At 57.2% G+C, this 21,457-nt stretch carries 13 protein-coding genes; 8 read left to right on the top strand and 5 right to left on the bottom strand.

What is annotated here, in order from left to right:
- Nucleotides 1-8: 8 nt before the first annotated feature.
- The 5 genes from QK296_RS21190 to tssI are packed head-to-tail and all read right to left on the bottom strand — an operon-like array spanning nucleotide 9 to nucleotide 5,916.
- Nucleotides 9-1,001 (bottom strand): hypothetical protein, encoded by a 993-nt coding sequence (locus tag QK296_RS21190; RefSeq protein ID WP_282391274.1) that lies wholly within the window; start codon nucleotides 999-1,001, stop codon nucleotides 9-11.
- Nucleotides 1,002-1,014: 13 nt separating this feature from the next.
- Nucleotides 1,015-2,184 carry a hypothetical protein gene (locus tag QK296_RS21185; RefSeq protein ID WP_156995552.1) on the bottom strand — a complete coding sequence of 390 codons (1,170 nt, stop codon included), beginning with the start codon at nucleotides 2,182-2,184 and terminating at the stop codon, nucleotides 1,015-1,017.
- 3 nt (nucleotides 2,185-2,187) lie between these two features.
- On the bottom strand, nucleotides 2,188-2,544 hold the full coding sequence (locus QK296_RS21180) for a DUF4150 domain-containing protein (RefSeq protein WP_282391273.1): 357 nt from the start codon (nucleotides 2,542-2,544) through the stop codon (nucleotides 2,188-2,190).
- 1 nt (nucleotide 2,545) lies between these two features.
- Entirely contained in the window at nucleotides 2,546-3,895 is a 1,350-nt protein-coding gene (locus tag QK296_RS21175) for a DUF2169 domain-containing protein (RefSeq protein ID WP_282391272.1), read from the bottom strand.
- Between the two features lie 8 nt (nucleotides 3,896-3,903).
- Nucleotides 3,904-5,916, bottom strand: coding sequence for a type VI secretion system tip protein TssI/VgrG (gene tssI, locus QK296_RS21170; RefSeq protein WP_282391271.1), 2,013 nt, complete (start codon nucleotides 5,914-5,916; stop codon nucleotides 3,904-3,906).
- 287 nt (nucleotides 5,917-6,203) lie between these two features.
- On the opposite strand from tssI, the gene QK296_RS21165 reads away from it, so the two are divergent.
- The 8 genes from QK296_RS21165 to QK296_RS21130 all read left to right on the top strand — a co-directional run bounded on the left by QK296_RS21165 (nucleotide 6,204) and on the right by QK296_RS21130 (nucleotide 21,454).
- Nucleotides 6,204-7,328, top strand: coding sequence for a polysaccharide deacetylase family protein (locus QK296_RS21165; protein WP_282391270.1), 1,125 nt, complete (start codon nucleotides 6,204-6,206; stop codon nucleotides 7,326-7,328).
- A 340-nt stretch (nucleotides 7,329-7,668) separates the two neighbouring features.
- Nucleotides 7,669-9,063, top strand: a complete 1,395-nt coding sequence (locus QK296_RS21160) for a PhoH family protein (RefSeq protein WP_003188745.1) — start codon at nucleotides 7,669-7,671, stop codon at nucleotides 9,061-9,063.
- Between the two features lie 296 nt (nucleotides 9,064-9,359).
- Nucleotides 9,360-13,088 (top strand): autotransporter serine protease, encoded by a 3,729-nt coding sequence (locus tag QK296_RS21155; protein WP_282391269.1) that lies wholly within the window; start codon nucleotides 9,360-9,362, stop codon nucleotides 13,086-13,088.
- Nucleotides 13,089-13,269: 181 nt separating this feature from the next.
- Nucleotides 13,270-13,743, top strand: coding sequence for a cyclic pyranopterin monophosphate synthase MoaC (gene moaC / locus QK296_RS21150; protein ID WP_003188747.1), 474 nt, complete (start codon nucleotides 13,270-13,272; stop codon nucleotides 13,741-13,743).
- Nucleotides 13,740-13,982, top strand: coding sequence for a molybdopterin converting factor subunit 1 (gene moaD / locus QK296_RS21145; protein ID WP_003188748.1), 243 nt, complete (start codon nucleotides 13,740-13,742; stop codon nucleotides 13,980-13,982). The genes moaC and moaD overlap by 4 nt, the downstream gene beginning before the upstream one ends.
- Nucleotides 13,983-13,984: 2 nt before the next feature.
- Nucleotides 13,985-14,437: a molybdopterin synthase catalytic subunit MoaE gene (moaE, locus tag QK296_RS21140; RefSeq protein WP_003188749.1), complete on the top strand. Its 453-nt coding sequence runs from the start codon at nucleotides 13,985-13,987 to the stop codon at nucleotides 14,435-14,437.
- Nucleotides 14,438-14,742: 305 nt separating this feature from the next.
- On the top strand, nucleotides 14,743-16,668 hold the full coding sequence (locus QK296_RS21135) for a hypothetical protein (protein ID WP_282391268.1): 1,926 nt from the start codon (nucleotides 14,743-14,745) through the stop codon (nucleotides 16,666-16,668).
- Between the two features lie 52 nt (nucleotides 16,669-16,720).
- The gene (locus QK296_RS21130) at nucleotides 16,721-21,454 is read left to right on the top strand and encodes an RHS repeat-associated core domain-containing protein (RefSeq protein WP_282391267.1); all 4,734 of its coding nucleotides are present in this window, start codon (nucleotides 16,721-16,723) and stop codon (nucleotides 21,452-21,454) included.
- The last annotated feature ends 3 nt before the right edge of the window (nucleotides 21,455-21,457 follow it).

Here is a 21,457-nt window from a genome sequence, read left to right as displayed (position 1 = left end):
CATTAAATTTATAGACGTTGTTGGTTGTCTATGTGGACGAACTCGTCCCAGCGAACCCCATCAAAACGCAGTAATTTTTCAGATGAAAGTGCCCACATGACGCCGTCTTTTGATTCGATGGAGCTGACCTCTTTGGCTGTAACGTCGACCTTTTTGATTGTGTTGTCGATGACTTTGTAAATGCCGTTATTGGCTCCGATATAGATATTGTTTTGGAATTCAGTTACTGAATAAAAGTCAGCATCTGTTTTCTTTCGGGCGAGCACTTTAAAGCCTAATCGTGCGCTCCCATTAATTATTGTCCCCTGTGAACCAACGACCCAGACAATTCCAGAGGATGAAATATAGATACAGTGAAGGTCAGCGGCTGTTAGGCGAGGTAATTTGTGCCATTGGGCTCCATCGTGATTTGCTACAAAGCCATCAGTTCCGACAACGTAGATATCGCCCGTTGAACCGTCTATATCAAACAAGTCAAGGGTTTCGTCTATGGAAAGCTTTACGCTCTCCATAAAGCTCATGTCAGTGTTTGCTATGATTAACTTATTTTTTTGAAGTATGCCATCATCAAAATGCTCCCAGGTGGACTCGTTTCTTCTATAAATCTGTCCTCTGTGGCCGCAGCTATACAACTGACCATCTATATGCTTTATCTTGTTGACGTATCCATACATTTTACTGGATGGATCGAGGCCAGCATCTTGTATCTTCTCAACGCTGATTGCATCTCTGCTAAAGCACTCAACGTAGCCTTCTTCGCTGAGTGCGTAGATTTTACGTGTTGCTCCTGAGGTTGGCGGAGGGAAGCAGGTTGAGACCACATGTAAGTCTGGCAGGTCATGATAGAACCACTTGTCCTTATTTTTGTCTTGGTAGAAAAAAAGTCGGGAATAAGGTTCATCAAAAGTGCGGTCTGTGAATGAGCATGACATGTAGTACATGTCCCTGTTGATCGCTGATCCAGTATTCATAATCAGCGAAATGGATTGTTTTGAGGGCATTTTTCAACTTCCTTTAGAAATCACCAGCGCCGAATGTGCCAAGGGATCCTGGTGGGGTAGATCTTATAAGTTTTCCTGATTTATCAGCCCTGACTCTAAATTGTGAAGGTAAACCTTTGGTTTCATGGTATGTACGTAATTGAGCGGCCAACACGCCAGAGTTGCATCCGGTGACGCGTGCCGTTGCAAGTGCACCCATTATTTCAAGTTTTAGCAGGGTAGTGGTTCCGGGTGGGGTCTCAGATAATCCAAGTGCTGTTTCAAGAGGGTCATAAAACTTGTGTATTTTTCCATGTTGGTCCGTAAGTCCTTTTCCTCTTACACAGATCACTAATCCCTCTGACTCGGAAAGACCTCCAGGGATTTGTTTTCTGTTGGGGCCTTGGCGTGGACCTTGTCTGAACGCACGATCTGGTACGACATGGTGGCCTGTCAAACCTTGTGCTTTGCATGTGTCTGGTTTGTAAGGGCGCAATAAACACTTTTCATTACCTAAAAATTTTCCGCCATTTTTTCCTTTAGGCAAAGCCGGATCTACTGCCTTTGTTTCAACGGCACGTGCAGCTCTTTCGGATACCTCCCTGCCACCCTGAACTCCGGCTTTGTTGATGCCTTTTCCAATCAGTACACCGCCTTTTAGTGCATCGCCTGCAAAGGGAATCGCGGCAACTGCTGAGAGGCTAGCATTCACCGCATCGCCTTCAGCAGCATGGATGCCAGCGTTGATCAAGTCTGGGATTGCACCCAGTCCAGGTACGAAGCCTAGGACATCCAGGCCGCCGTGAACCCACGGGCTTGCACTAGTCCACCACCCTTTTTCTGCCTCTGTTTGCGTTTCTATGATTGGGTTTGCCTGCGAAGCCGAAACTGCCGCAGGCGCCGTCTCACCCACCACCCGCCCGATGGTATTGCCACTCTTGAACGAACTGAACGGCGGCATCGTCGCCAATTCGGCGCGCAAGTAGCGTTTGCGCATTTCCTCGTATTCATACTCCTGCATTTCCCGGCTTTCGTGCAGTTCATTACCTTGTGCATCCCGCCCAAACAGGTCGACTTGCACGCCGCCGTTCTCGCCGAGCTGTAGCATCATTTCGTCCGGGCCGGCGATGCTGTCGGCAGGACGTCGGACGGGTACACTGACCGCATGCACCCGCACCGGTGCCAAGTTGATTGGTTCGGCCATGCGCTAAGCCCCATTCATCCAGAACTTGTCGTCATGGCGCACTACCAACTTGCCTTCGGCGCGTACGCTGCTGCTCTTCTCCAACGGGTAGCATTTGCCGCCGACTGTGTTGCTCTTGATACCTTTGCCGGCGCCAGCTCCATCCCCCTTGGTGGTCGGTACCAGGCTCTTGTCGAACACCACCACTGGCCTGCCGTTGGCACGTACCGATTTGGCCACGCCGGTAGCGGTTTTCAGCTCGGCGGTGACCGGGTAGGGCACCGGCGGGACGGCACTGCCCATCGGCGTCTTGCACACGTCGGGGACGATGCTGACCACCTTCCATTTGCCTTGTTTGCGAGCGATGACGTTATCGGCCATGTCAGAGCGCCTCCTTTGCTGCGCGTTTGATCAGCGGTGCATTCGGATCCGTCTCGAAGCGCGCTTCCAATACGCGAATGCCCAGGTGATTGGGCAGGCTGATGCGGTGGGTCAGCGCCAAGGTCATGGCTTCGGTGTCTATGCGCAGGGTGTCGGTGAGCATGGGCAATGGCAGCATGGCGCCTTTGTGCAGGCGCATTAGGACAAACGGGCGATGGCCGGGCAGTTCGACGCACAATGTGCCGTCGGGCGTAAGGCCCGGGGCGGTCAGGTTGAACAGTTCAAGACGAAACGCGGGCGGCGGAAATTCGATCTGTTGATCAACCGGCGCACCGTTCCAGTAGGCAAAGTCGAAATCCCGTGGCAAGCCCGGCCAGCGTTCCCGCTGCCAAACCTCGTCATAGCTCCCGGCCAAGGGCAGGCGAGGCGCCCAGGCACGCCCAACCACGCCGAATCCAACCGGTTGGTTTTTGTAGCTGGCCGCGAGCTGTGCCATGCCACGGGCGTCCGGTTCATCCTCGGGGTGTTTGACCCGATCCAGACGCCACACCGGTTTGTCGATGGGCTCGATCTGTGGCGCGGGCAGTTCGCGCAGCGGCTTGTCCAGTTGATAGCCAAGGTCTTCTTGACGCTTGTCGATCCAGCCGCAGCCCAGTGGGTTGCTGTAGCAAACTTCGTTGAGCAGATAGGGCGGGGTGTTTTCATCAACCGCGTGCTCGGGATTAGGCACTACGCTGCTGCCACCGAAGGCATATTCCCAGCGCAGCGGAACACACGTTGCGGGCTGAGGCTCGGACAATTGCCAGCCGCCGAACAAGCTGTGACGGAATTGGCGAGGGCCGGTGAATTTGAGTTGCTTGTCCAGCAAGTAATGGCGCCTCGGCGCATCGGCCCGACGCTTAAAAGCTTCTTGCCGGGCGGCTTGCCATTCCATTAGCTGGTACTCGGTCAGTCGTTCGCCGGGACTCAGTGGCGTCGGCAGGTGCACCTCGATGCTGGGCGGCGGCGCCAGCGGCGCACTGATGCGCAGCCCGGCGGTCCACTGCGTTGCTGGTTGGCCTTGTGGCGTATGAGCATTGCCCACCACGATCACATCACAGCGCGGTTTGAATGGCGCCAGGTCACTTTCCTCGAAGACGCTGCTTGCCCCTTCCTCGCCGTAGTAGCGATCAGCGGTGCATAGGGCCAACGGATCCTCGTCCATCACTTCGGCGCGAAACTGCCCCGGTTGTTCGTCAATGGGTAACAACCGATAGCCCACCTTCAAAACCAGCACCGGGTACTCTTGGTCGTCCATGCCCAGCGCACTGAAACACAGCGCATCAAAAGGCGTCAGATTGCGAAATTCCATGACGCCCCCTAGTTGATATCCACGTCTTTGCCGTTGATCTGCACCGCGCCGCTGGCGCTGAAATCGAAGGTGCGGCCATTGATCAGTACGGTGCCGTCGGACTTCATCACCAAGGTGGATTTGCCCACCGTGACCTTGAATTCATCCCCCGCGTCGATGGTGAATTTCTTGCCCACCGCCACCGATTTGTGGATGCCGACCTGCTCGCTTTGGCTCAGGCCCACGGTAGTGTTCATGGCCGCGCCAACGCTGGTTTGGTAGGCCGCGCCAATGGTCAGCGCCTTGGCCAAACCGATGGTTTCGGCTTTGGCCAGCTTGATGGTCTCTGCCTTGTTGCCACCGATGGTTACGCTGCGGTTGGCACCGATGCTGATGGTTTCGTTCTGGCCGACGTCCTCGGTGCGGTGGTCGCCGATGGAGATGGTTTCGTTGTGCTCGACTCGCTCCTTGCGGTCGTTGCCGACGAAAATACCGTTGTTGTTTTTGATGTGGACGTTCTTGTCCTTTTCGGCATGGATAAACACTTCCTGATGCCCGAGTTCATCCTCAAAACGCAGCTCATTGAAGCCTTCGCCTTTATGAGTTCGGCTTTTGATGGTCATCCGTGTCTTGTGCTTGGGCAGCTCATACGGTGGCAGGTTGGTTTGCCGGTATGCCCGACCGATAGCGATAGGCTGATCGGCATCGCCATCAAGGTAGCCGATGATCAGTTCCTGACCCACACGTGGGATGGCCATAGCGCCCCAAAGCTCTCCCGCCCAGCCTTGAGCCACACGAATCCAGCATGAGCTGTGATCGTTGTTTTTGTCAGCGCGATCCCACGGAAACTGCACTTTCACCCGGCCCCATTCATCGCAGTAAATCTCTTCCCCTGGCGGCCCGACCACCGTGGCGATCTGCGGGCCGTCGATGCAGGGTTTGGCACGCAGCGGCGCCTTCCAATCTGAGGTCCAGCGGATGGCGCTGGCGGTCATTTCATAAGACGTGCCGCGGTCGCTGCCGAACGCCTCTTCCTGCAAGCTGGTGTGCTGTTTGCCTTCGTGGGTGATGGCGATGGTGCGCCAACGGTCGTTGAAGTCTTCGCGGGGATGCTCGTTGAGGTCGAACGCCAGCCCCGGTTGCAGGCGTGCGTCGTCACCGGCCAGGTGCGCCAGTTTGGCGTCATTGCGCAGGGCGGTCAGCCGGGTCTTGGTGAAGGGTTTGCCGGCGATGTCGCGTTTGTAGCGGCCAGGGTAGTCGTAGCGCTCGTAGTCCTTGTGCTGGTTCTTCAGGTCCTGGTCGCCGGTGGCGGTGTGCTGTTGGTCGTAGCGCGGGTGGGTGAAGGTGTAGTCGCGTTGTACCTGGCGGGCGGTGCGTACTTGTTCGGTGTAGTGAAAACGGGTCAAGGCCGGTTCCGTGGCATCGCCGCCGGCCATGGGTTGGTAGATCACGGGGCAATGTTTGTGCGTGCCGATGGTGCCCAGGCCGCCGACGCGGTCGGTGAGGACGAGGGTGTGGCCGTCGTCGCGGTGTTCGAAGGTGTAGAGAAGGCCTTCCTCGGCCGCGAGGCGGGCGATGAAATCGAGGTCGGTTTCGCCGGCCTGTACGCAGTATTCGCGGCGTTGGTGGTCGAAGCAGATTTCGCGGCGGATGTCGGTCAGTCGGTGCTCGGCGAGCACACTGGTGATGATGTCGGGCACGGTTTGGCCTTGGAAAATTCGCCAGTTGGAACGCAGGTCGAAACGTGCCAGGGTCGGTTCGATGACGGCGGTGTAGCGGGTGCGGTGAAAGCCGGTGTCGCCTTGGGTGAACAGGCTGACCAGGCCGTGTACGTAGCGCACCGGCATTTCGCCGCGCCAGATCGTGAACAGCCCCGCCAGGTCGAGCACGTTATTGAAGTCGATGGCGGCGTTGTGGCTGGCCAGTTCCAAATGCAGTTTGAACGGCTGGGACAGGCCTTCTTCAAGCGTGAAGGACACCACATCGAAGGCATCGCCTTTCAAGGGCTCGAACGTGAATCGCAGGTCGCTTTGGCGGGGCATGGAGCTTCCTTTTTTCCTGTTGCCCCGCCAATTGCAATTGCCGTCAGCCGGGACACGATGGGGAACATGCAGCTCGCAGAACCGCAGGTTGGGGCCGATCTTAGGAAGCCGTAAGCGAGCCCTTCAATAGGGTGGAGGGAATCAAGAGGTCTCTTACTTATTGGAGGGGCAATAGCTGTAGGATTTATCCGTGATGGCCAGCCAGAGGCCCGTCGAACCTGGCCAATGCGATCTGGGCGGACGTGATCAGCTATAGTGGCCGACGACTCTGCAGAGGGAGACCCCGCGTGCGATTAGCGCTTTTATTGTCCGCTTGCCTGCTGTGCCTGAATGCCCAGGCCGCGCCGGTGGATGTCGCCAGCCTGGACCGTGGTACCTGGCCGGAAAAACTCGTCAGCCCGGCGCTGTTCGATGTGGCTTCGCGTGCGGAGATCCTGATGTTTGCCCACGGCCTGCTCGCCAGCGAAGCCTTGGACGACGCCGCGCTCAAGCAACGCCTGGGGCTGAAGATCATCAACCTGGCTGCCATCGACGACCTGCGTCGCCAGCTCTGGCAACGGCTGTTGGAGAACTACATGTTCGCCCAGCAGAGCTGCGAAGAAGACGCCTCGTTCTGCTACCTGGTGGAGAACATGGACGACCTGCGTGAGCAGGCCGGCAAGTTCGAGGTCAGTGACAACTCGTTCTATATAGGCTGGGCCGCCCCCAGCCGGCACTTTCACGCACGCTATCTGGACGAGTTGTTGCGCAAGGCTGCACTGTTTCCGCAGATCAGCAGTGAAGTGGCGCGCTTTGGCGATCATGAGCGCAACGGTGATGAACTCAATGACCGGATGTTTTTACTGACCTTCGACGGTGGCCCTGCACCTGTCAGCGGCAATACCGACTGGCTCACCGATTACCTGCGCAAGCAAAAGATGAACGCGACGTTCTTTGTCCTTGGCAGCAGCTTGCAAACCCGCGTGGAGCGCAGTTCCGCCGCCGATGTGCAGGCGCTGTACCAAGGGCAGTGCGTGGGTGTGCAGGGCTGGCAGTACCGCTCCCATAGCCATTGGGTCGACTGGCAAAGCTCCATCACCCGCAGTGCCGGGCTGGTACAGAACCTGATGCCGGAAAACTATGTGCCCTTGTTCCGCCCACCGTATGGGCAGCGCCGTGCGGACAGCCAGGGCTTCTTCCAGCAACAGGGCCTGCAAGTGGCGTTATGGGACATCGATTCCCAGGACGAGCCGAGCAAGCTCAAGGCCGATGAGTCGGCGCAACGGGTGCTGACGTTGATGCTGCTGTGGCGCAAAGGCGTGATCGTGTTTCACGACACTCAGGACAAGGCGCGGGTGGCATTACCAATGGTATTGCAGGCGACGGCGCAGAGTGGCTTGGGTTGGCAGGAGTGTCGCGAGGCATTTCGATGAAGTGCCCGACTTTGCTGGGGATGGGGTGTTTTCGGGGCGATTTGCTGCGACATTTCGATGCAGGCGGACTTCCGACTTTAACGGGGTACATGGCACTCGGCTAGTGCTATTCGTCATCCTGAAAAATAAACTTCAAAAAAGCGTCAAAGTGCTTTTTCCTGTCATGGGTTTTGCGGTATTACGAAGTCAGATCGCCGAAACCTGCAGCACAGGTGGCGTCTTCCAAGACTCCTCCTGTGGGCACTGCACTTGACCTTGTTCAAGGTGCAATCGGTGGTCGAATCGAGGCGCAGCACCGCCCAGGTATTGCGTCGAATGGCTCCCACAAAGGTGACCGAGTATGGATGATCATGGACGTAACCCTTCTTCCGACCAGCCAATCCTTTATGTGCTTGATACCAACGTATTGATCCACGATCCAAACGCACTGCTGAACTTCGAAGAACACCACGTCGCCATCCCGATGATCGTGCTTGAGGAGCTCGACAAACTCAAAAGCGGCCACCACAGCGTTGCCGCCGAATGCCGCCAGGCCATCCGCCTGATCGACAAGACCCTGGGTGAAGCCTCGCCCGAGGACGTTGAAGTCGGCGTACCGATCCAGCGTGGCAAGGGCGGGCCCAAGGGCTTGCTGTCGATCCTGATGAGCAAGCGCAGCGAGCCCAACAGCCTGCTGCCGGAAAACCTGAACGACAACAAAATCATCAACCAATTGATCGACCTGCATGCGCGCGACAAGGACCTGCGCGTGGTGCTGGTGACCAAAGACATCAATATGCGCCTCAAGGCTCGAGCGTGTGGGATCGCTGCCGAGGACTACAGCACCGACCAACTGGTCGACGACGTGTCGATGCTGTCCCGTGGTTATCACATGATGACCGGCTCGTTCTGGGACCGTGTGAGCAAGGTCGAAACCCGTCAGGACCACGGCCGCACCTGGCACCAGGTACAACTGATCGACAACCTGCCGGCCGTGCATATCAATGAGTTCATCGTCGATGAACAGGGCTTCGTGGGCTGGATCAAAGAGATCCAGGTCGACAAGCTGCTGATTCTCGACCTGCATCAGGAACCCCTGTTGCACCAGGAAGCCTGGGGCCTGAAACCGCGTGATATCTACCAGAGCCTGGCGCTCTACGCGCTGCTCGACCCGGACATCCACCTGGTCAACCTGACCGGCGCCGCAGGTTCGGGCAAAACCATCCTGGCCCTGGCCGCCGCCATCGAACAGACCATGGTCACCAAACGCTATCGCCGTATCATCGCCACCCGCAGCGTGCAGGGCCTGGACCAGGAAATCGGCTTTCTGCCCGGTACCGAGGCGGAAAAAATGGAGCCGTGGCTGGGGGCGATTACCGACAACCTCGAAGCCTTGCACATGGATGACGAAAACACCCATGGCAGCGTCGACTACATCCTCAGCAAAGTGCCGTTGCAGTTCAAATCCCTCAACTACATTCGAGGTCGCAGCTTCCAGCAAAGCCTGATTCTGATCGATGAATGCCAGAACCTTACGCCGCACCAGATGAAAACCATCATCACCCGTGCGGGCGCCGGTTCCAAAGTGGTGTGCCTGGGCAACCTGGCGCAGATCGACACCCCTTACCTGTCCGCGACCAGCTCCGGGCTGACTTACCTGACGGAACGCTTCAAAGACTTCCCGAACGGCGTGCACATTGCGCTGCAAGGGGTACCGCGTTCGATTCTGGCTGAATACGCCGAGTCCCATCTGTAACTACAGCGAACCTGCGACGAAAAGCCCCGGCTTTTTCACGAAGTCCGGGGTTTTTGTTTTGTGCGACATTTGCCTGCGTTAACGCGTCCTGGGTGCTTGTGATCTCTGTAATTATTTTGTTACATTTTTTCTCGCGGTAAAAACTATAAGAACACTGCAAGACCCCGTCGGAACACCACCTCCTTGATTCGACGAACGCTTGGAAAACCTGTCCAGGGTTTTCACCGTGACCCTGCCTATTACAAAAGCCCGAAACACCGCTCATTGATGACGCACATATCCAAAGGGAAAGGAAAATGGACGTAGCAGGTAATGGCTTCACTGTGTCGCAACGCAATCGCACCCCCCGTTTCAAGACCACACCCCTTTCACCCATAGCACTCGGCCTGGCCTTATGGCTGGGCCACGGTTCCATGGCCAGGGCAGACGACAACCCTTACACCCCGCAGGTACTGGAATCGGCGTTCAGGGCAGCCGTCGCCTCATTCGGCCCTGAGACTGCCGTGTATAAAAACCTCAGGTTTGCCTACGCGGATATTGTCGATCTTGCGGCCAAGGACTTCGCGGCCCAGTCCGGCAAGTTCGATTCGGCCCTCAAGCAAAACTATGAGCTGCAACCCGAGAACCTGACCATCGGCGCCATGCTCGGCGACACCCGTCGGCCACTGGACTACGCCTCGCGCCTGGATTACTACCGCAGCCGGCTGTTCAGCAACAGCGGCCGCTACACCACCAATATCCTGGACTTTTCCAAGGCCATTATCGCCAACTTGCCGGCCGCCAAGCCTTACACCTACGTCGAGCCAGGCGTTAGCAGCAACCTCAATGGGCAGTTGAACGCCGGCCAGTCCTGGGCTGGCGCAACCCGTGACTGGAGCGCCAACGCGCAAACCTGGAAGACCCCGGAAGCTCAGGTCAACTCTGGCCTGGACCGCACCAACGCGTACTACGCCTATGCCTTGGGCATCACCGGTAAGGGGGTGAATGTCGGCGTGCTGGACTCGGGCATCCTCACCGAACACTCCGAGTTCCAGGGCAAGAATGCCCAGGGCCAAGACCGGGTGCAGGCGGTGACCTCCACGGGCGAGTACTACGCCACCCATCCGCGCTACCGCCTTGAAGTGCCCAGTGGTGAGTTCAAGCAGGGTGAGCATTTCAGTATCCCAGGGGAATACGACCCGGCGTTCAACGACGGGCATGGCACGGAGATGTCCGGGGTGCTGGCCGCCAACCGCAACGGCACGGGTATGCACGGCATTGCCTTCGACGCCAACCTGTTTGTCGCCAACACTGGCGGCAGCGACAACGACCGCTACCAAGGCTCCAACGACCTCGACTACAACGCATTCATGGCCAGCTACAACGCCCTGGCGGCGAAGAACGTGGCGATCGTCAACCAGAGTTGGGGGCAGAGTTCGCGCGATGACGTGGAGAACCACTTCGGCAACGTCGGCGACAGCGCCGCGCAAAACCTGCGCGACATGACCGCCGCCTATCGCCCGTTCTGGGACAAGGCCCATGCCGGGCACAAAACCTGGATGGACGCCATGGCCGATGCGGCCCGGCAAAACACGTTCATCCAGATCATCTCGGCGGGCAACGACAGCCACGGTGCCAACCCGGACACCAATGCGAACCTGCCGTTCTTCAAACCGGATATCGAAGCTAAGTTCCTCTCCATCACTGGCTACGACGAAACTAGCGCCCAGGTCTACAACCGCTGCGGTACGTCCAAGTGGTGGTGCGTGATGGGCGTATCGGGCATTCCATCTGCCGGCCCCGAGGGCGAAATCATCCCGAATGCCAACGGCACCTCGGCCGCCGCGCCGAGCGTTTCCGGGGCCTTGGCGCTAGTGATGCAACGCTTCCCCTACATGACCGCCAGCCAGGCGCGGGACGTGTTGCTGACCACCTCCAGCCTGCAAGCGCCGGATGGCCCGGACACGCCGGTTGGCACGCTGACCGGTGGCCGCACCTACGACAACCTGCAACCGGTGCATGATGCCGCGCCGGGTTTGCCGCAAGTGCCGGGTGTGGTCAGTGGCTGGGGCTTGCCCAACCTGCAAAAAGCCATGCAAGGGCCGGGGCAGTTCCTCGGTGCGGTGGCAGTGGCTTTGCCCACCGGTACCCGCGATATCTGGGCCAACCCGATTTCCGATGAAGCCATTCGCGCCCGTCGCGTAGAGGACGCTGCCGAACAGGCGAGCTGGGCCGCCACTAAAGCGCAGAAAGGCTGGCTCAATGGTCTGCCCGCCAATGCCTCGGCCGATGATCAGTTCGAATACGACATCGGTCATGCCCGCGAGCAGGCAACACTCACCCGCGGCCAGGACGCGCTCACTGGCAGCACCTACGTGGGTAGCCTGGTCAAGTCGGGGGATGGCGAGTTGGTGCTGGAAGGCCAGAACAGCTATTCGGGCAGCACTTGGGTACGCGGTGGCAAATTGTCGGTGGACGGCGCGTTGATCTCTGCCGTGACGGTAGATGGCAGCGCCGTGGGCACGCGCAATGCCGATAACGGCGTGATGACCACATTGGGCGGCACCCTGGCTGGCAACGGCACGGTGGGCGCCTTGACCGTCAACAACGGTGGGCGAGTGGCCCCTGGGCATTCGATAGGCACACTGCGCACCGGCGATGTCACGTTCAACCCGGGTTCGGTGTATGCCGTCGAAGTCGGGGCCGATGGCCGCAGCGACCAGTTGCAGAGCAGCGGGGTGGCGACCCTCAATGGCGGTGTGGTGAGCGTGTCCCTAGAGAACAGCCCCAACCTGTTGACCGCCACCGAGGCGCGCAGCTTGCTGGGCCAGCAGTTCAATATCCTCAGCGCCAGCCAAGGTATCCAGGGGCAGTTTGCAGCGTTCGCCCCCAACTACCTGTTCATTGGCACTGCGCTGAACTATCAACCGAACCAGTTGACCCTGGCGATAGCCCGCAACCAGACCACCTTCGCCAGCGTCGCGCAAACCCGCAATGAGCGGTCGGTGGCGACGGTAGCCGAGACATTGGGCGCTGGCAGCCCGGTCTACGAAAGCCTGCTGGCGTCGGATTCCGCTGCCCAGGCGCGGGAGGGCTTCAAACAACTTTCAGGGCAACTGCATTCGGACGTGGCTGCAGCGCAAATGGCTGACAGCCGCTACCTGCGTGAAGCGGTCAACGCTCGCCTGCAACAGGCGCAGGCACTGGACTCCAGCGCGCAGATCGACAGCCGTGACAACGGCGGCTGGGTACAGCTGCTTGGTGGACGCAACAACGTCAGTGGTGACAACAACGCCAGCGGCTACTCCTCGTCCACCAGCGGCGTACTGCTGGGCCTGGACACCGAGGTGAACGACGGCTGGCGCGTGGGCGCGGCGACCGGTTATACCCAAAGCCACCTCAACGGCCAGTCGGCGTCGGCGGACAGCGACAACTATCACCTGTCGGTCTATGGCGGCAAACGCTTCGAGGCGATTGCCCTGCGCCTGGGCGGTGCCAGCACTTGGCACCGTCTGGACACTTCGCGACGGGTGGCCTATGCCAATCAGTCGGACCATGCCAAGGCCGACTACAACGCGCGTACCGACCAAGTGTTTGCCGAGATCGGTTACACCCAGTGGACCGTGTTTGAACCCTTCGCCAACCTCACGTACCTGAACTATCAAAGCGACTCGTTCAAGGAAAAAGGCGGTGCCGCAGCCTTGCATGCCAGCCAGCAAAGCCAGGACGCGACACTCTCCACCCTGGGCGTGCGTGGCCATACCCAGCTGCCGCTCACGTCCACCTCGGCGGTGACCCTGCGCGGTGAGCTGGGTTGGGAGCACCAGTTTGGTGATACCGATCGTGAAGCTTCTCTGAAGTTTTCCGGCAGTGACACGGCCTTCGCCGTAAACAGCGTGCCTGTGGCCAGGGATGGTGCGGTGATCAAAGCCAGTGCGGAGATGGCCTTGACCAAGGACACCCTTGTGTCGTTGAACTACAGCGGCTTGCTCTCCAACCGGGGTAACAACAACGGGATCAATGCCGGGTTTACCTTCCTGTTCTAGCCTTGAATGTAGGAGCGAGCTTGCTCGCGAAAAACGTCAACGATAACGCGTGCACCCTGGGTAAACGCGGCGCCTGTGAGTTTTTCGCGAGCAAGCTCGCTCCTACAGGGTGGGATAAACAGCCCTGCGCAAATTTTGACCCACAGGTTTACAATCCCTGCTCCTGATCAGGAGTATCCCTGTGCTGACTCATCTCGATTCCCAAGGTCGCGCCCATATGGTCGACGTCACCGACAAAGCCGTGACGTTCCGTGAGGCGGTGGCGCAAGCGCGGGTGCGCATGTTGCCCGCCACCCTGCAAATGATTGTCGACGGCGCCCACCCCAAGGGCGACGTGTTTGCCGTGGCCCGCATTGCCGGGATCCAGGCAGCGAAAAAAACCAGTGACTTGATCCCCCTGTGCCATCCGTTGATGCTCACCGGCGTCAAGGTCGAGCTGAGTGCCGACGGTGCAGACGCGGTTCGTATCGTGGCGCGCTGCAAGCTCTCCGGCCAGACCGGCGTGGAGATGGAAGCCCTGACCGCCGCCAGCGTCGCCGCGCTGACGATCTACGACATGTGCAAGGCGGTGGATCGCGGCATGACCATCGAAAGTATTCGCCTGCTGGAAAAGCTGGGCGGTAAGAGCGGGCATTTCAAGGCGGATGAACAATGAGTATCAACGTACTGTTTTTTGCGCGCTACGCCGAAGCGGTGGGCTTCGATTCGCTGGAGATGGAAGGTGAGTTTGCCACTGTTGACGGCGTGCGCCTCGCGCTGGCTGCTGACCCGGAATTCGCGGTGCTCAACGAAGAGAGCCTGATGTGTGCGCGCAACGAGGAGTTGTGCAGCCTGGACGAGCCGGTGCAAGCCGGCGATGAAATCGCCTTCTTCCCCCCCGTGACCGGAGGCTGAACATGGCCATTCGTGTGCAGGTCGAGGCCTTTGATCCCGGTGCCGAAGTCAACGCCATGCACGCGGCCAATGTGGGCGTGGGCGCGGTGGTGAGTTTTGTCGGCTATGTACGCGACTTCAATGACGGGCGCGACGTGTCGGGGATGTTCCTGGAACACTACCCCGGCATGACCGAAAAGGCCCTGGCCAAGATTGCCGTGGAAGCCGAGCAGCGCTGGCCGTTGCTCAAGCTGGAGGTGCTGCATCGTATTGGCGAGCTGGAGCCGGGCGAGCCGATTGTGTTTGTCGGCACGGCCAGTGCGCATCGCCAGGCGGCATTTGATGCCTGTGCGTTTGTGATGGATTACCTGAAGACGCGGGCGCCGTTCTGGAAGAAGGAAAACACACCGGAGGGGCCGCGGTGGGTGGAAGGGCGTGATAGTGATCATGCGGCGGCTGACCGCTGGAAGCCCTGAGCAGATGCAAGTGCCGGCTTTCAATAGTTTGTCTTTGATCCATTGTTTTTTGACTGGGTATTGTTAGGTTTATTCGAAATTAGTATATAAGACTGTCAGATCTGACAGTTGTTGCTGGCTACCGTTATAGGCTTTGATGGTGTTAGGGCGCCAATGTGCTTTTCAAGTGAGATAACTTCGCTGAGACATTGGCCACATCACCAACAAGCAATAGCGGAAGGTAGGGTATGGTCGCGCACGAGCATGCAAGCAGATTATTGAGTTTCAGTATCAGGCGCCCAAATAGAACGAATAGGGCCAATGGCTTGTATGCCAATGGTAACCATCAATGTGAAGTTATCATTGATATTGTCAAGCAGCTCCGCGCCGCAGATGGTACGTGGGCCGTTGCCCTCTTGACTGATGAAGAGCGTAGCAGTGTGGCCGTCGTTGAATGGTCTGAGCAGCATAATGAAAAACTTCCGCGCGGGTGGAGTTGTGATACGCAGAAAAATCGATATGACATTGGGCTCTGGGCGAAAGATTCGGTCAATGAATATTCAAAAAATACCGTAACTGAATTCGCCAGCCATCCACAGGCCGAGTCTGTAATCCGTTATTTGCGTTGTGATTTAGATGTCGCGGTGGGGCCGGTGCGCTTTATGGCGCGGATAGTTATTGATGGGAAAATTTATACAACGCATTTTTCCCAAGGCGGAGCGGCCTTTGAGTCATCGGTTACCCTCGTGCCCGAGCAACCGTTTTATTTGGATGTTCGAGATCTTGAAGTCTATGAAGATCCTGGCGCGTATTTCGCTTCTAGTTCGAATGCGATAGTGATGGCTGCGGTCTACTATTGGCAACCTCCAGCAGGGGTGTGTTTTGTCGAAAATAGAGGTATTGCGGAACCGATTAATTTACCGGGTGATGGAGCAGCTTTCGACTCTTCATTGTCGCGAACGGTAGAGGGCTGGGTAGGGTTGTCCTATAAAGCAGGAACGCTTACCAATAAAAATGAAGTGGGACAAACGCTGGAGATAGGAGAACTCCATCAGGGTTTGGGTGTGCCTGATGAACATGCGCTGGTGAGATTTAATGAGCGACCTACCATCATGCGTGCGATCAGAGTTGTCAGTAATCGCTTTGTTTTTCCTGAACACCATGAACGTAGGTCTTGGCGGTTGTTGGACAACTTTGGAACAGAGCATACGTTTACGTTGGAGGGTGACAGTAAAGGGAATCTGTACTTGCGGAACGCATCGGAAGTTGGGTCGTACTACTTGGAACATTTCGAGATTGTGCTCCCTAATGGTCAGACATTGACCGACGCTCTTTATTCCAATGGCCGTCATCAGTGCCAGGTAGAAGTGGAGGTCATCATGATGCAGCGGCGCCCTGATGGAAGTACGGTGCAAGCTAAATTGACGGATGCACAGCGCAACAGTCTGACGTTAACACGCTTTTCGCTGGATGATCATGAACCGCTTCCTAGCGGTTGGAGTTGCGATAAAGGAAAAAACATATATGACCTCGGTTTGAGAAGCATGGGTGCTGAAGCTGTGCGTGAGACGGCAACCTCAAAACGACAAAACGCAATGGGCCCGCCAAAGGAAGTGATCAATCGATACCTGCGGGTTAACGCAGGAACCTCTCATGAAAGGGTTCGGTTCATGGCCGTTATTGACGTAGATGGGACTCGATATACGACTAACTATGTCCATGATGATATTAGCTTTATTTCGTACGTAACGATTGGCTTCGTTCCCCCGTATAGGTTGTGGGTCAGTGATCTCATACAATACGAGGATCACGATGCATATCAAGATTATTTTTGCGACGTTGATGTATATTATTGGACCCCTAGGTCGGGGGAGAGGTTTCTTGTTAATCAGGGTCTTGATTCGCCGCTTTTTCTCCATCAGGAAGGGAAAAGTTCCACCTCGTCCTACTGCACAGGGTATATACCCGATCGAACTTATAAAGGCGGCATCGTATACGGTAAGGATGTCGCCAATCCCAAGGTGGTGATGTCCGATATTTCTAAAACCCATCCAGATGGAGACCAGAAGGTTGTCAGGTTCGACAGGCGCTCTACCATTATGCGCGCGGTCAGGTATCGTGATAATCAATTTTGGGGAGTGCAATTAGATCACCAAAGCAAATGGCGCTTGTGGGATAACTATGGGTGTGAGCAGGTTTATGTTATCGACTACTCAGATGGTGGGAATTTTCTGGGGTTAAAGGATGGTTGAAGTCATTGGGGGGTCGATACCTAATGATATTGCTCAATGAGTGGTGATTAATATGGATGTCTATTCTCAAGCTTTCAATTTTAATACTTATTTAAGTGGTGCGGTCGACACGCGTACGGGGCACTACAATGTCCGAATTAATCTGGTGACGTTATATCCTATGGGGCCGCTAGAGGTAAGTCGTGATATTGCGTTATCGTTCTCCATGCTCAATACGGCGTCAGACGTGTACGGTACCGGATGGCGAATAAGCAATACCGAGTTCGACAGTGCACGCTTGCGACTGACGCTGCTTACCGGGGAGCAATTCAAGACCCAAAGTCTACCCGCTGTTGGCGGCACGTTAATTATTAAGGATAACAAACTAAAAAATCTGGTCGTTCGGCGGCCTGATACGAGTACGCTGCATGTAATTTACAAAGACGGCACTGTTGAGGTGTTGCAGCGTACCAGCAGTTCCATGCCTTATCGGATCGTGGCGATTGAGTTTGAGAACGGCGAGCGCATGAAGTGGGAGTATACGCTGGGCGGATCGCTCGAGCGGGTCCTGGGGCAGAATCAGGAAGTGTTGTTGCAGCTGTCCTACTCCAGCGGGCGCCTTGCAGCGGTTGATTCACGAGTAGACGGCGGTCGATATGCCCGTACTCGTTTCACTTATACCAGTGGTAAGTTGACCGCTATCACGGCGCCTTACGATCGGGATGAGCCGTTTCAGAGTGTGGGGTTCGTTTTTGGCTATACACCCGCGTTTCGCAATGGATTGATTGCCATCGACCATGTGAAGTCGCCGATGGGAGGCGAGGAGCAAATCAGGTACGTCGAGAACGGTCATCAGTATGGCAATGGTCAATATATTCCACGGGTTTACAGTTGGGTTCAGACACCCGCGAACAGTCAGTTGCCTATTACCCGAACTTACACCTATAGCACGGGCAATAATTTTACGGGTTATCCCTATTCTGGCGGCTTTCGTGAAGGCGAAGACAACCTGTACGTGATTGGTGGGGACTATAACTATTGGGTTGAAGAGAGATCTATCGACTCGCAAGACAGTACCGTACTGAGCAGTACCCGCAGCACGTTCAACAAATTCCACTTGCTGATTGAAGAACAAACCTTGCGCGAAGGCGCGCGAGCCACCACGACCATTGCTTACAACACCGCTCCAGGGCTCTTTCCGGCGCAGCCCGCCAATCTCCAACTGCCCAGGCTTATCACCACTCGTTATGAGTTGGTGGCTGGCGGTACGACGAGAGAAGTGCAGGTTGCGATCGAAACCGATGAATACGGCAACGAGTTGAGTCGCACCGAGGCTTCCGGCGTACGCACCGAGTTCAGCTATTACCCTATCAATGGTGAAAGCGGAAAATGTCCAGCCGACCCTCATGGGCTTTTTCAGCGTTACTTAAAGCAAGAGCGCTTGATCCCCGTAGCAGGCAACCCCACAGACCGACTTACCGAGTACACCCACACTCGAATACCTGCGACAGGCAGCAGTTACTGTGTTCTTCTGTCGAGTTCTCAGGAAGCCAGGGTCAGTCAGCAGCAAAGCTATTACGACGCCCCCTTGGAACTGGCTGGGCGATTGAAAAGCAGCACTTCTGCCATCGACGGACAATCGTTAGTCAACCATTTCAGTTACACCCTCAGCGGCGATACGCTCAGTGAAACTCATCGGCTGTTGGGCCGTGAAGGCCACTGGCTGGAATCGGTACGCACGCTCTCTCTGGTCAACCGGCGCCTGCTGTCGATGAGCCGCGACGGGGAGGCAACGCTGGTCATGACGTATGATGTTGCTGGGCGTTTGACGGCGGAAACGGCTTCGCCAGGTAAACCGCAGGAAGCTGGGCGTCATTTTGTCTATCACTATGCAACGCCCACGAAGCGCGCCCATTTGGTGACCACGGATGCGCAAGGCCGCAACACCGTCACTTACTACGATGGGATGGGACGGCAGGTTGCGCGAGCGCTGTTGCTGGAGGGCGGAACTAGCGAGCAGCCCCTAGGTACCTGGCGTTATGACGCCCTTGGGCAAACGGTAGAAAAGACGCGTATTGATTATCTGCCCGATGGCGAACACGTCTTGACCACGCGCTACGCCTATAACCCTTGGGGTAACGCCAGTCGTGTGACACGCGCCGATGGCAGCGTGACGATCGATGACTATGACCCTCGGCTGCATCTGCGTGTAACCGGAGTCGAGGGTGGCGAGCGTCTGGAAACTCATCTGAATGCTCATCATCAGCCGTTCCAGGTGAATCGGGTAGACGCTCTCGGGCAGCTCACTGAGGTGGAGTCACGTACCTATGACGGCCTGGGGCGTTGCCTGTCACGTCTGGACATGGATAAGCATCGCACCGATTACTTTTATGACCTGTTCGACCGCGTGGTGATGACCGTCCAAACGCCTTCGGATGGCAGCCCTTCGCGGCAGCGCACCGTGGCCTACGCGCCAGGCAGCAGTGAGCCGCACACAAGTTCAATCAGCATTGATGGCAGGCTGGTGGGATCGCGCACCTACGACAGTCTGGGCCGATTGACAGCGCAGTCCAGGGGGACGGCGTCCGCCACTACTTGGGATTATGAGACCGATTGGACTGAACCTGTGGCCGTGGTGTCCGGCGCCGGGACGCGCCAGCAATGGGCTTATGACAAAGAGTTGGGCACGCTGAGCACGGTCAAGATGGCGGGGCATCCGGACAGGCTCTACCGGCATGACCCGGTCAGTGGTCAACCCACCTATTCAGAGAGTGGCGCGCTCAAACATGAGTTATTCCACGATGTGAACGGTTACCCGGAAAAAGAAGTGCAAACGGTGCTCGGCATGCCATTGACCGCCCACTATGGCCACTCTATGGGCGGGCGCCTGCTGCACTACACGTCCCCTGAGGGGCAGCGAAGCGACTTTGAATATGACGCCAACGGCAGGTTCCGCAAGATGGTGGCCGGAGAGGTGGCGGTTGAACAGCACTATGATCGGTTTGCGCGGCCTGAGGTGCTGACCACCCGCTATGCCAATACCGAGGTGGTCACCCGCGTGGGCTATGACGCTCTGGGGCGCGAGGCTGAGCGGCGCTTTGAGCAAAACGGTGCGCTGCTGCAAGTGATGAGCAGCACTTATCATCCCAATAGCTTGCTGGCCAGCCGATTTGTGCGTGATGCAGCTGCGCAATTGGTGATTGGCGAGACGTTTACCTATGACGCCTTCTTGCGACTTACCTCTTATCGTTGCGAGGGGCGTGAATACCCCCAGGATTCCCTGGGACGAAACATCGCAGGGCAACAATTCAGTTTCGACAGCCTGGATAACATCACCCGCGTCGTGACCTCTTTCGCCGACGGCACGCAGGACATCAGCATGCGGTTTTTCACCGACGCAGACCCCACCCGCCTGACCCGTGTAACCCACTCCAACCCGGCGCAAGATGATGCCTTGACCTATGATGCGGCGGGTAATTTGACCGGTGGGCCGGCCGGGCGCATCTATACCTACAATGGCTTTGACCAGTTGACCCACGTGCAGGAGGGCTCGCTGCAATGCAGTTACCAGTACGATGCTCAATCTCGCCAAGTCGTGGCGGCCCGGGGTAACGAGACACCGGTGGTCATGGCTTACGCGGGGGATCGCCTGGATACGTTGGTGGAGGGCAGCAGGAAACTGCGTTACTTCAATGCAGCTGGCCACGTGCAGGTGCGTACTGGCGGGGTAGACGGGCCGCAATTGCATCTGAATGACGGGGCGGGCACCGTGCGCGGCATCGTGGCGCCGGGGCAGACTACGGTGCAGCGCCATTACGCTCCGTATGGCGAAGGCAACGTGGTTGCGCGGGACGGCAATGTGCGCTCGATGGCGGACCTGCAATTGCCGGCGTTTACCGGCGAGCGTCTGGATGCAGCGGTCGGTCTGTACCATTTAGGGCCGCGTGCTTACGACCCGCGCTTGATAGTGTTTCTTTCGGCTGACCCGTTGGCGCCTTTTGATGAGGGTGGGATTAACAGCTACGCCTACTGTGCCGGGAATCCGGTCAATCTCATCGACCCTAGCGGGTTGTTGCCGAAGTGGTTGGCTTGGACGCTTACCGGCGTTGCGTTGGCCTTGTCGTTGGTGGCGTTCAAGGTTGCAGTGGTGGGGCTGGCGGCCGGGATTGGCAAACTTACAGGGCTGGCGCTGGCGGGCAAGGTGCTGGCTACGGTTGCTACCTCAGCGAGCAGCATAGGCGGTACATTGGGGATTACAGGGCTGAGTATCGAAGCGGTCGACAAGCAGATGGGCTGGGATCGTTCGCAGCACATCAAGAATCTGGGATGGGCGTCGCTAGGGTTTTCCACCGTTGGTGTCGTTGCCAGTGTCAGCCTTTCCGCCACGTTGGGTGTTAAAGCCTTTAGAGAGGCCTCAATGCTCAGAGCCTCTGAACATACAACAGGCTTCCTCTCAAGTTCCCTTGGCAAAGGCCTCGTTGCGGCAGGCAAGAACGCGACAGGGAGATCCTACTCGTTCGCCGGCCCAAAAGAGATTACCCCCGCCAGCCAACTATTCGGGGGCGCGCGCTCGGTGCTCAGATGGACCAACTTCAGCCGTGGCCTGGATGCTCGACTCAACAGCACACAAGCGCAGCCAGTGGCTGAGGACGAGCAGCCCCAGTGGCAGCAGCAACCACACCCACGACCAATGAGCCTGGGACTGGTGGACATGTCAGGGAGTAGTTTTCAGTTCTATGGGGAGTTTCGACGGGAGGCAACGCGTATTCGTCAGTCTGTTCTGAGTGACTCGGATCGCGATGACTGATCA

This window comes from Pseudomonas sp. AL10 (assembly GCF_029960685.1).
In the GTDB taxonomy this organism is placed as follows: Bacteria; Pseudomonadota; Gammaproteobacteria; order Pseudomonadales; family Pseudomonadaceae; genus Aquipseudomonas; species Aquipseudomonas lactis.
This window is presented reverse-complemented; position numbering and strand designations above follow the sequence as displayed.

Excerpts from the sequence above, each read along its gene's own strand:
- QK296_RS21185 (WP_156995552.1), bottom strand. The coding sequence starts at position 2,184 with ATGGCCGAACCAATCAACTTGGCACCGGTGCGGGTGCATGCGGTCAGT.
- moaD (WP_003188748.1), top strand. The coding sequence starts at position 13,740 with ATGAGTATCAACGTACTGTTTTTTGCGCGCTACGCCGAAGCGGTGGGC.
- QK296_RS21175 (WP_282391272.1), bottom strand. The coding sequence starts at position 3,895 with ATGGAATTTCGCAATCTGACGCCTTTTGATGCGCTGTGTTTCAGTGCG.
- moaE (WP_003188749.1), top strand. The coding sequence starts at position 13,985 with ATGGCCATTCGTGTGCAGGTCGAGGCCTTTGATCCCGGTGCCGAAGTC.
- tssI (WP_282391271.1), bottom strand. The coding sequence starts at position 5,916 with ATGCCCCGCCAAAGCGACCTGCGATTCACGTTCGAGCCCTTGAAAGGC.
- QK296_RS21180 (WP_282391273.1), bottom strand. The coding sequence starts at position 2,544 with ATGGCCGATAACGTCATCGCTCGCAAACAAGGCAAATGGAAGGTGGTC.
- QK296_RS21190 (WP_282391274.1), bottom strand. The coding sequence starts at position 1,001 with ATGCCCTCAAAACAATCCATTTCGCTGATTATGAATACTGGATCAGCG.
- QK296_RS21155 (WP_282391269.1), top strand. The coding sequence starts at position 9,360 with ATGGACGTAGCAGGTAATGGCTTCACTGTGTCGCAACGCAATCGCACC.
- QK296_RS21130 (WP_282391267.1), top strand. The coding sequence starts at position 16,721 with ATGGATGTCTATTCTCAAGCTTTCAATTTTAATACTTATTTAAGTGGT.
- QK296_RS21160 (WP_003188745.1), top strand. The coding sequence starts at position 7,669 with ATGGATGATCATGGACGTAACCCTTCTTCCGACCAGCCAATCCTTTAT.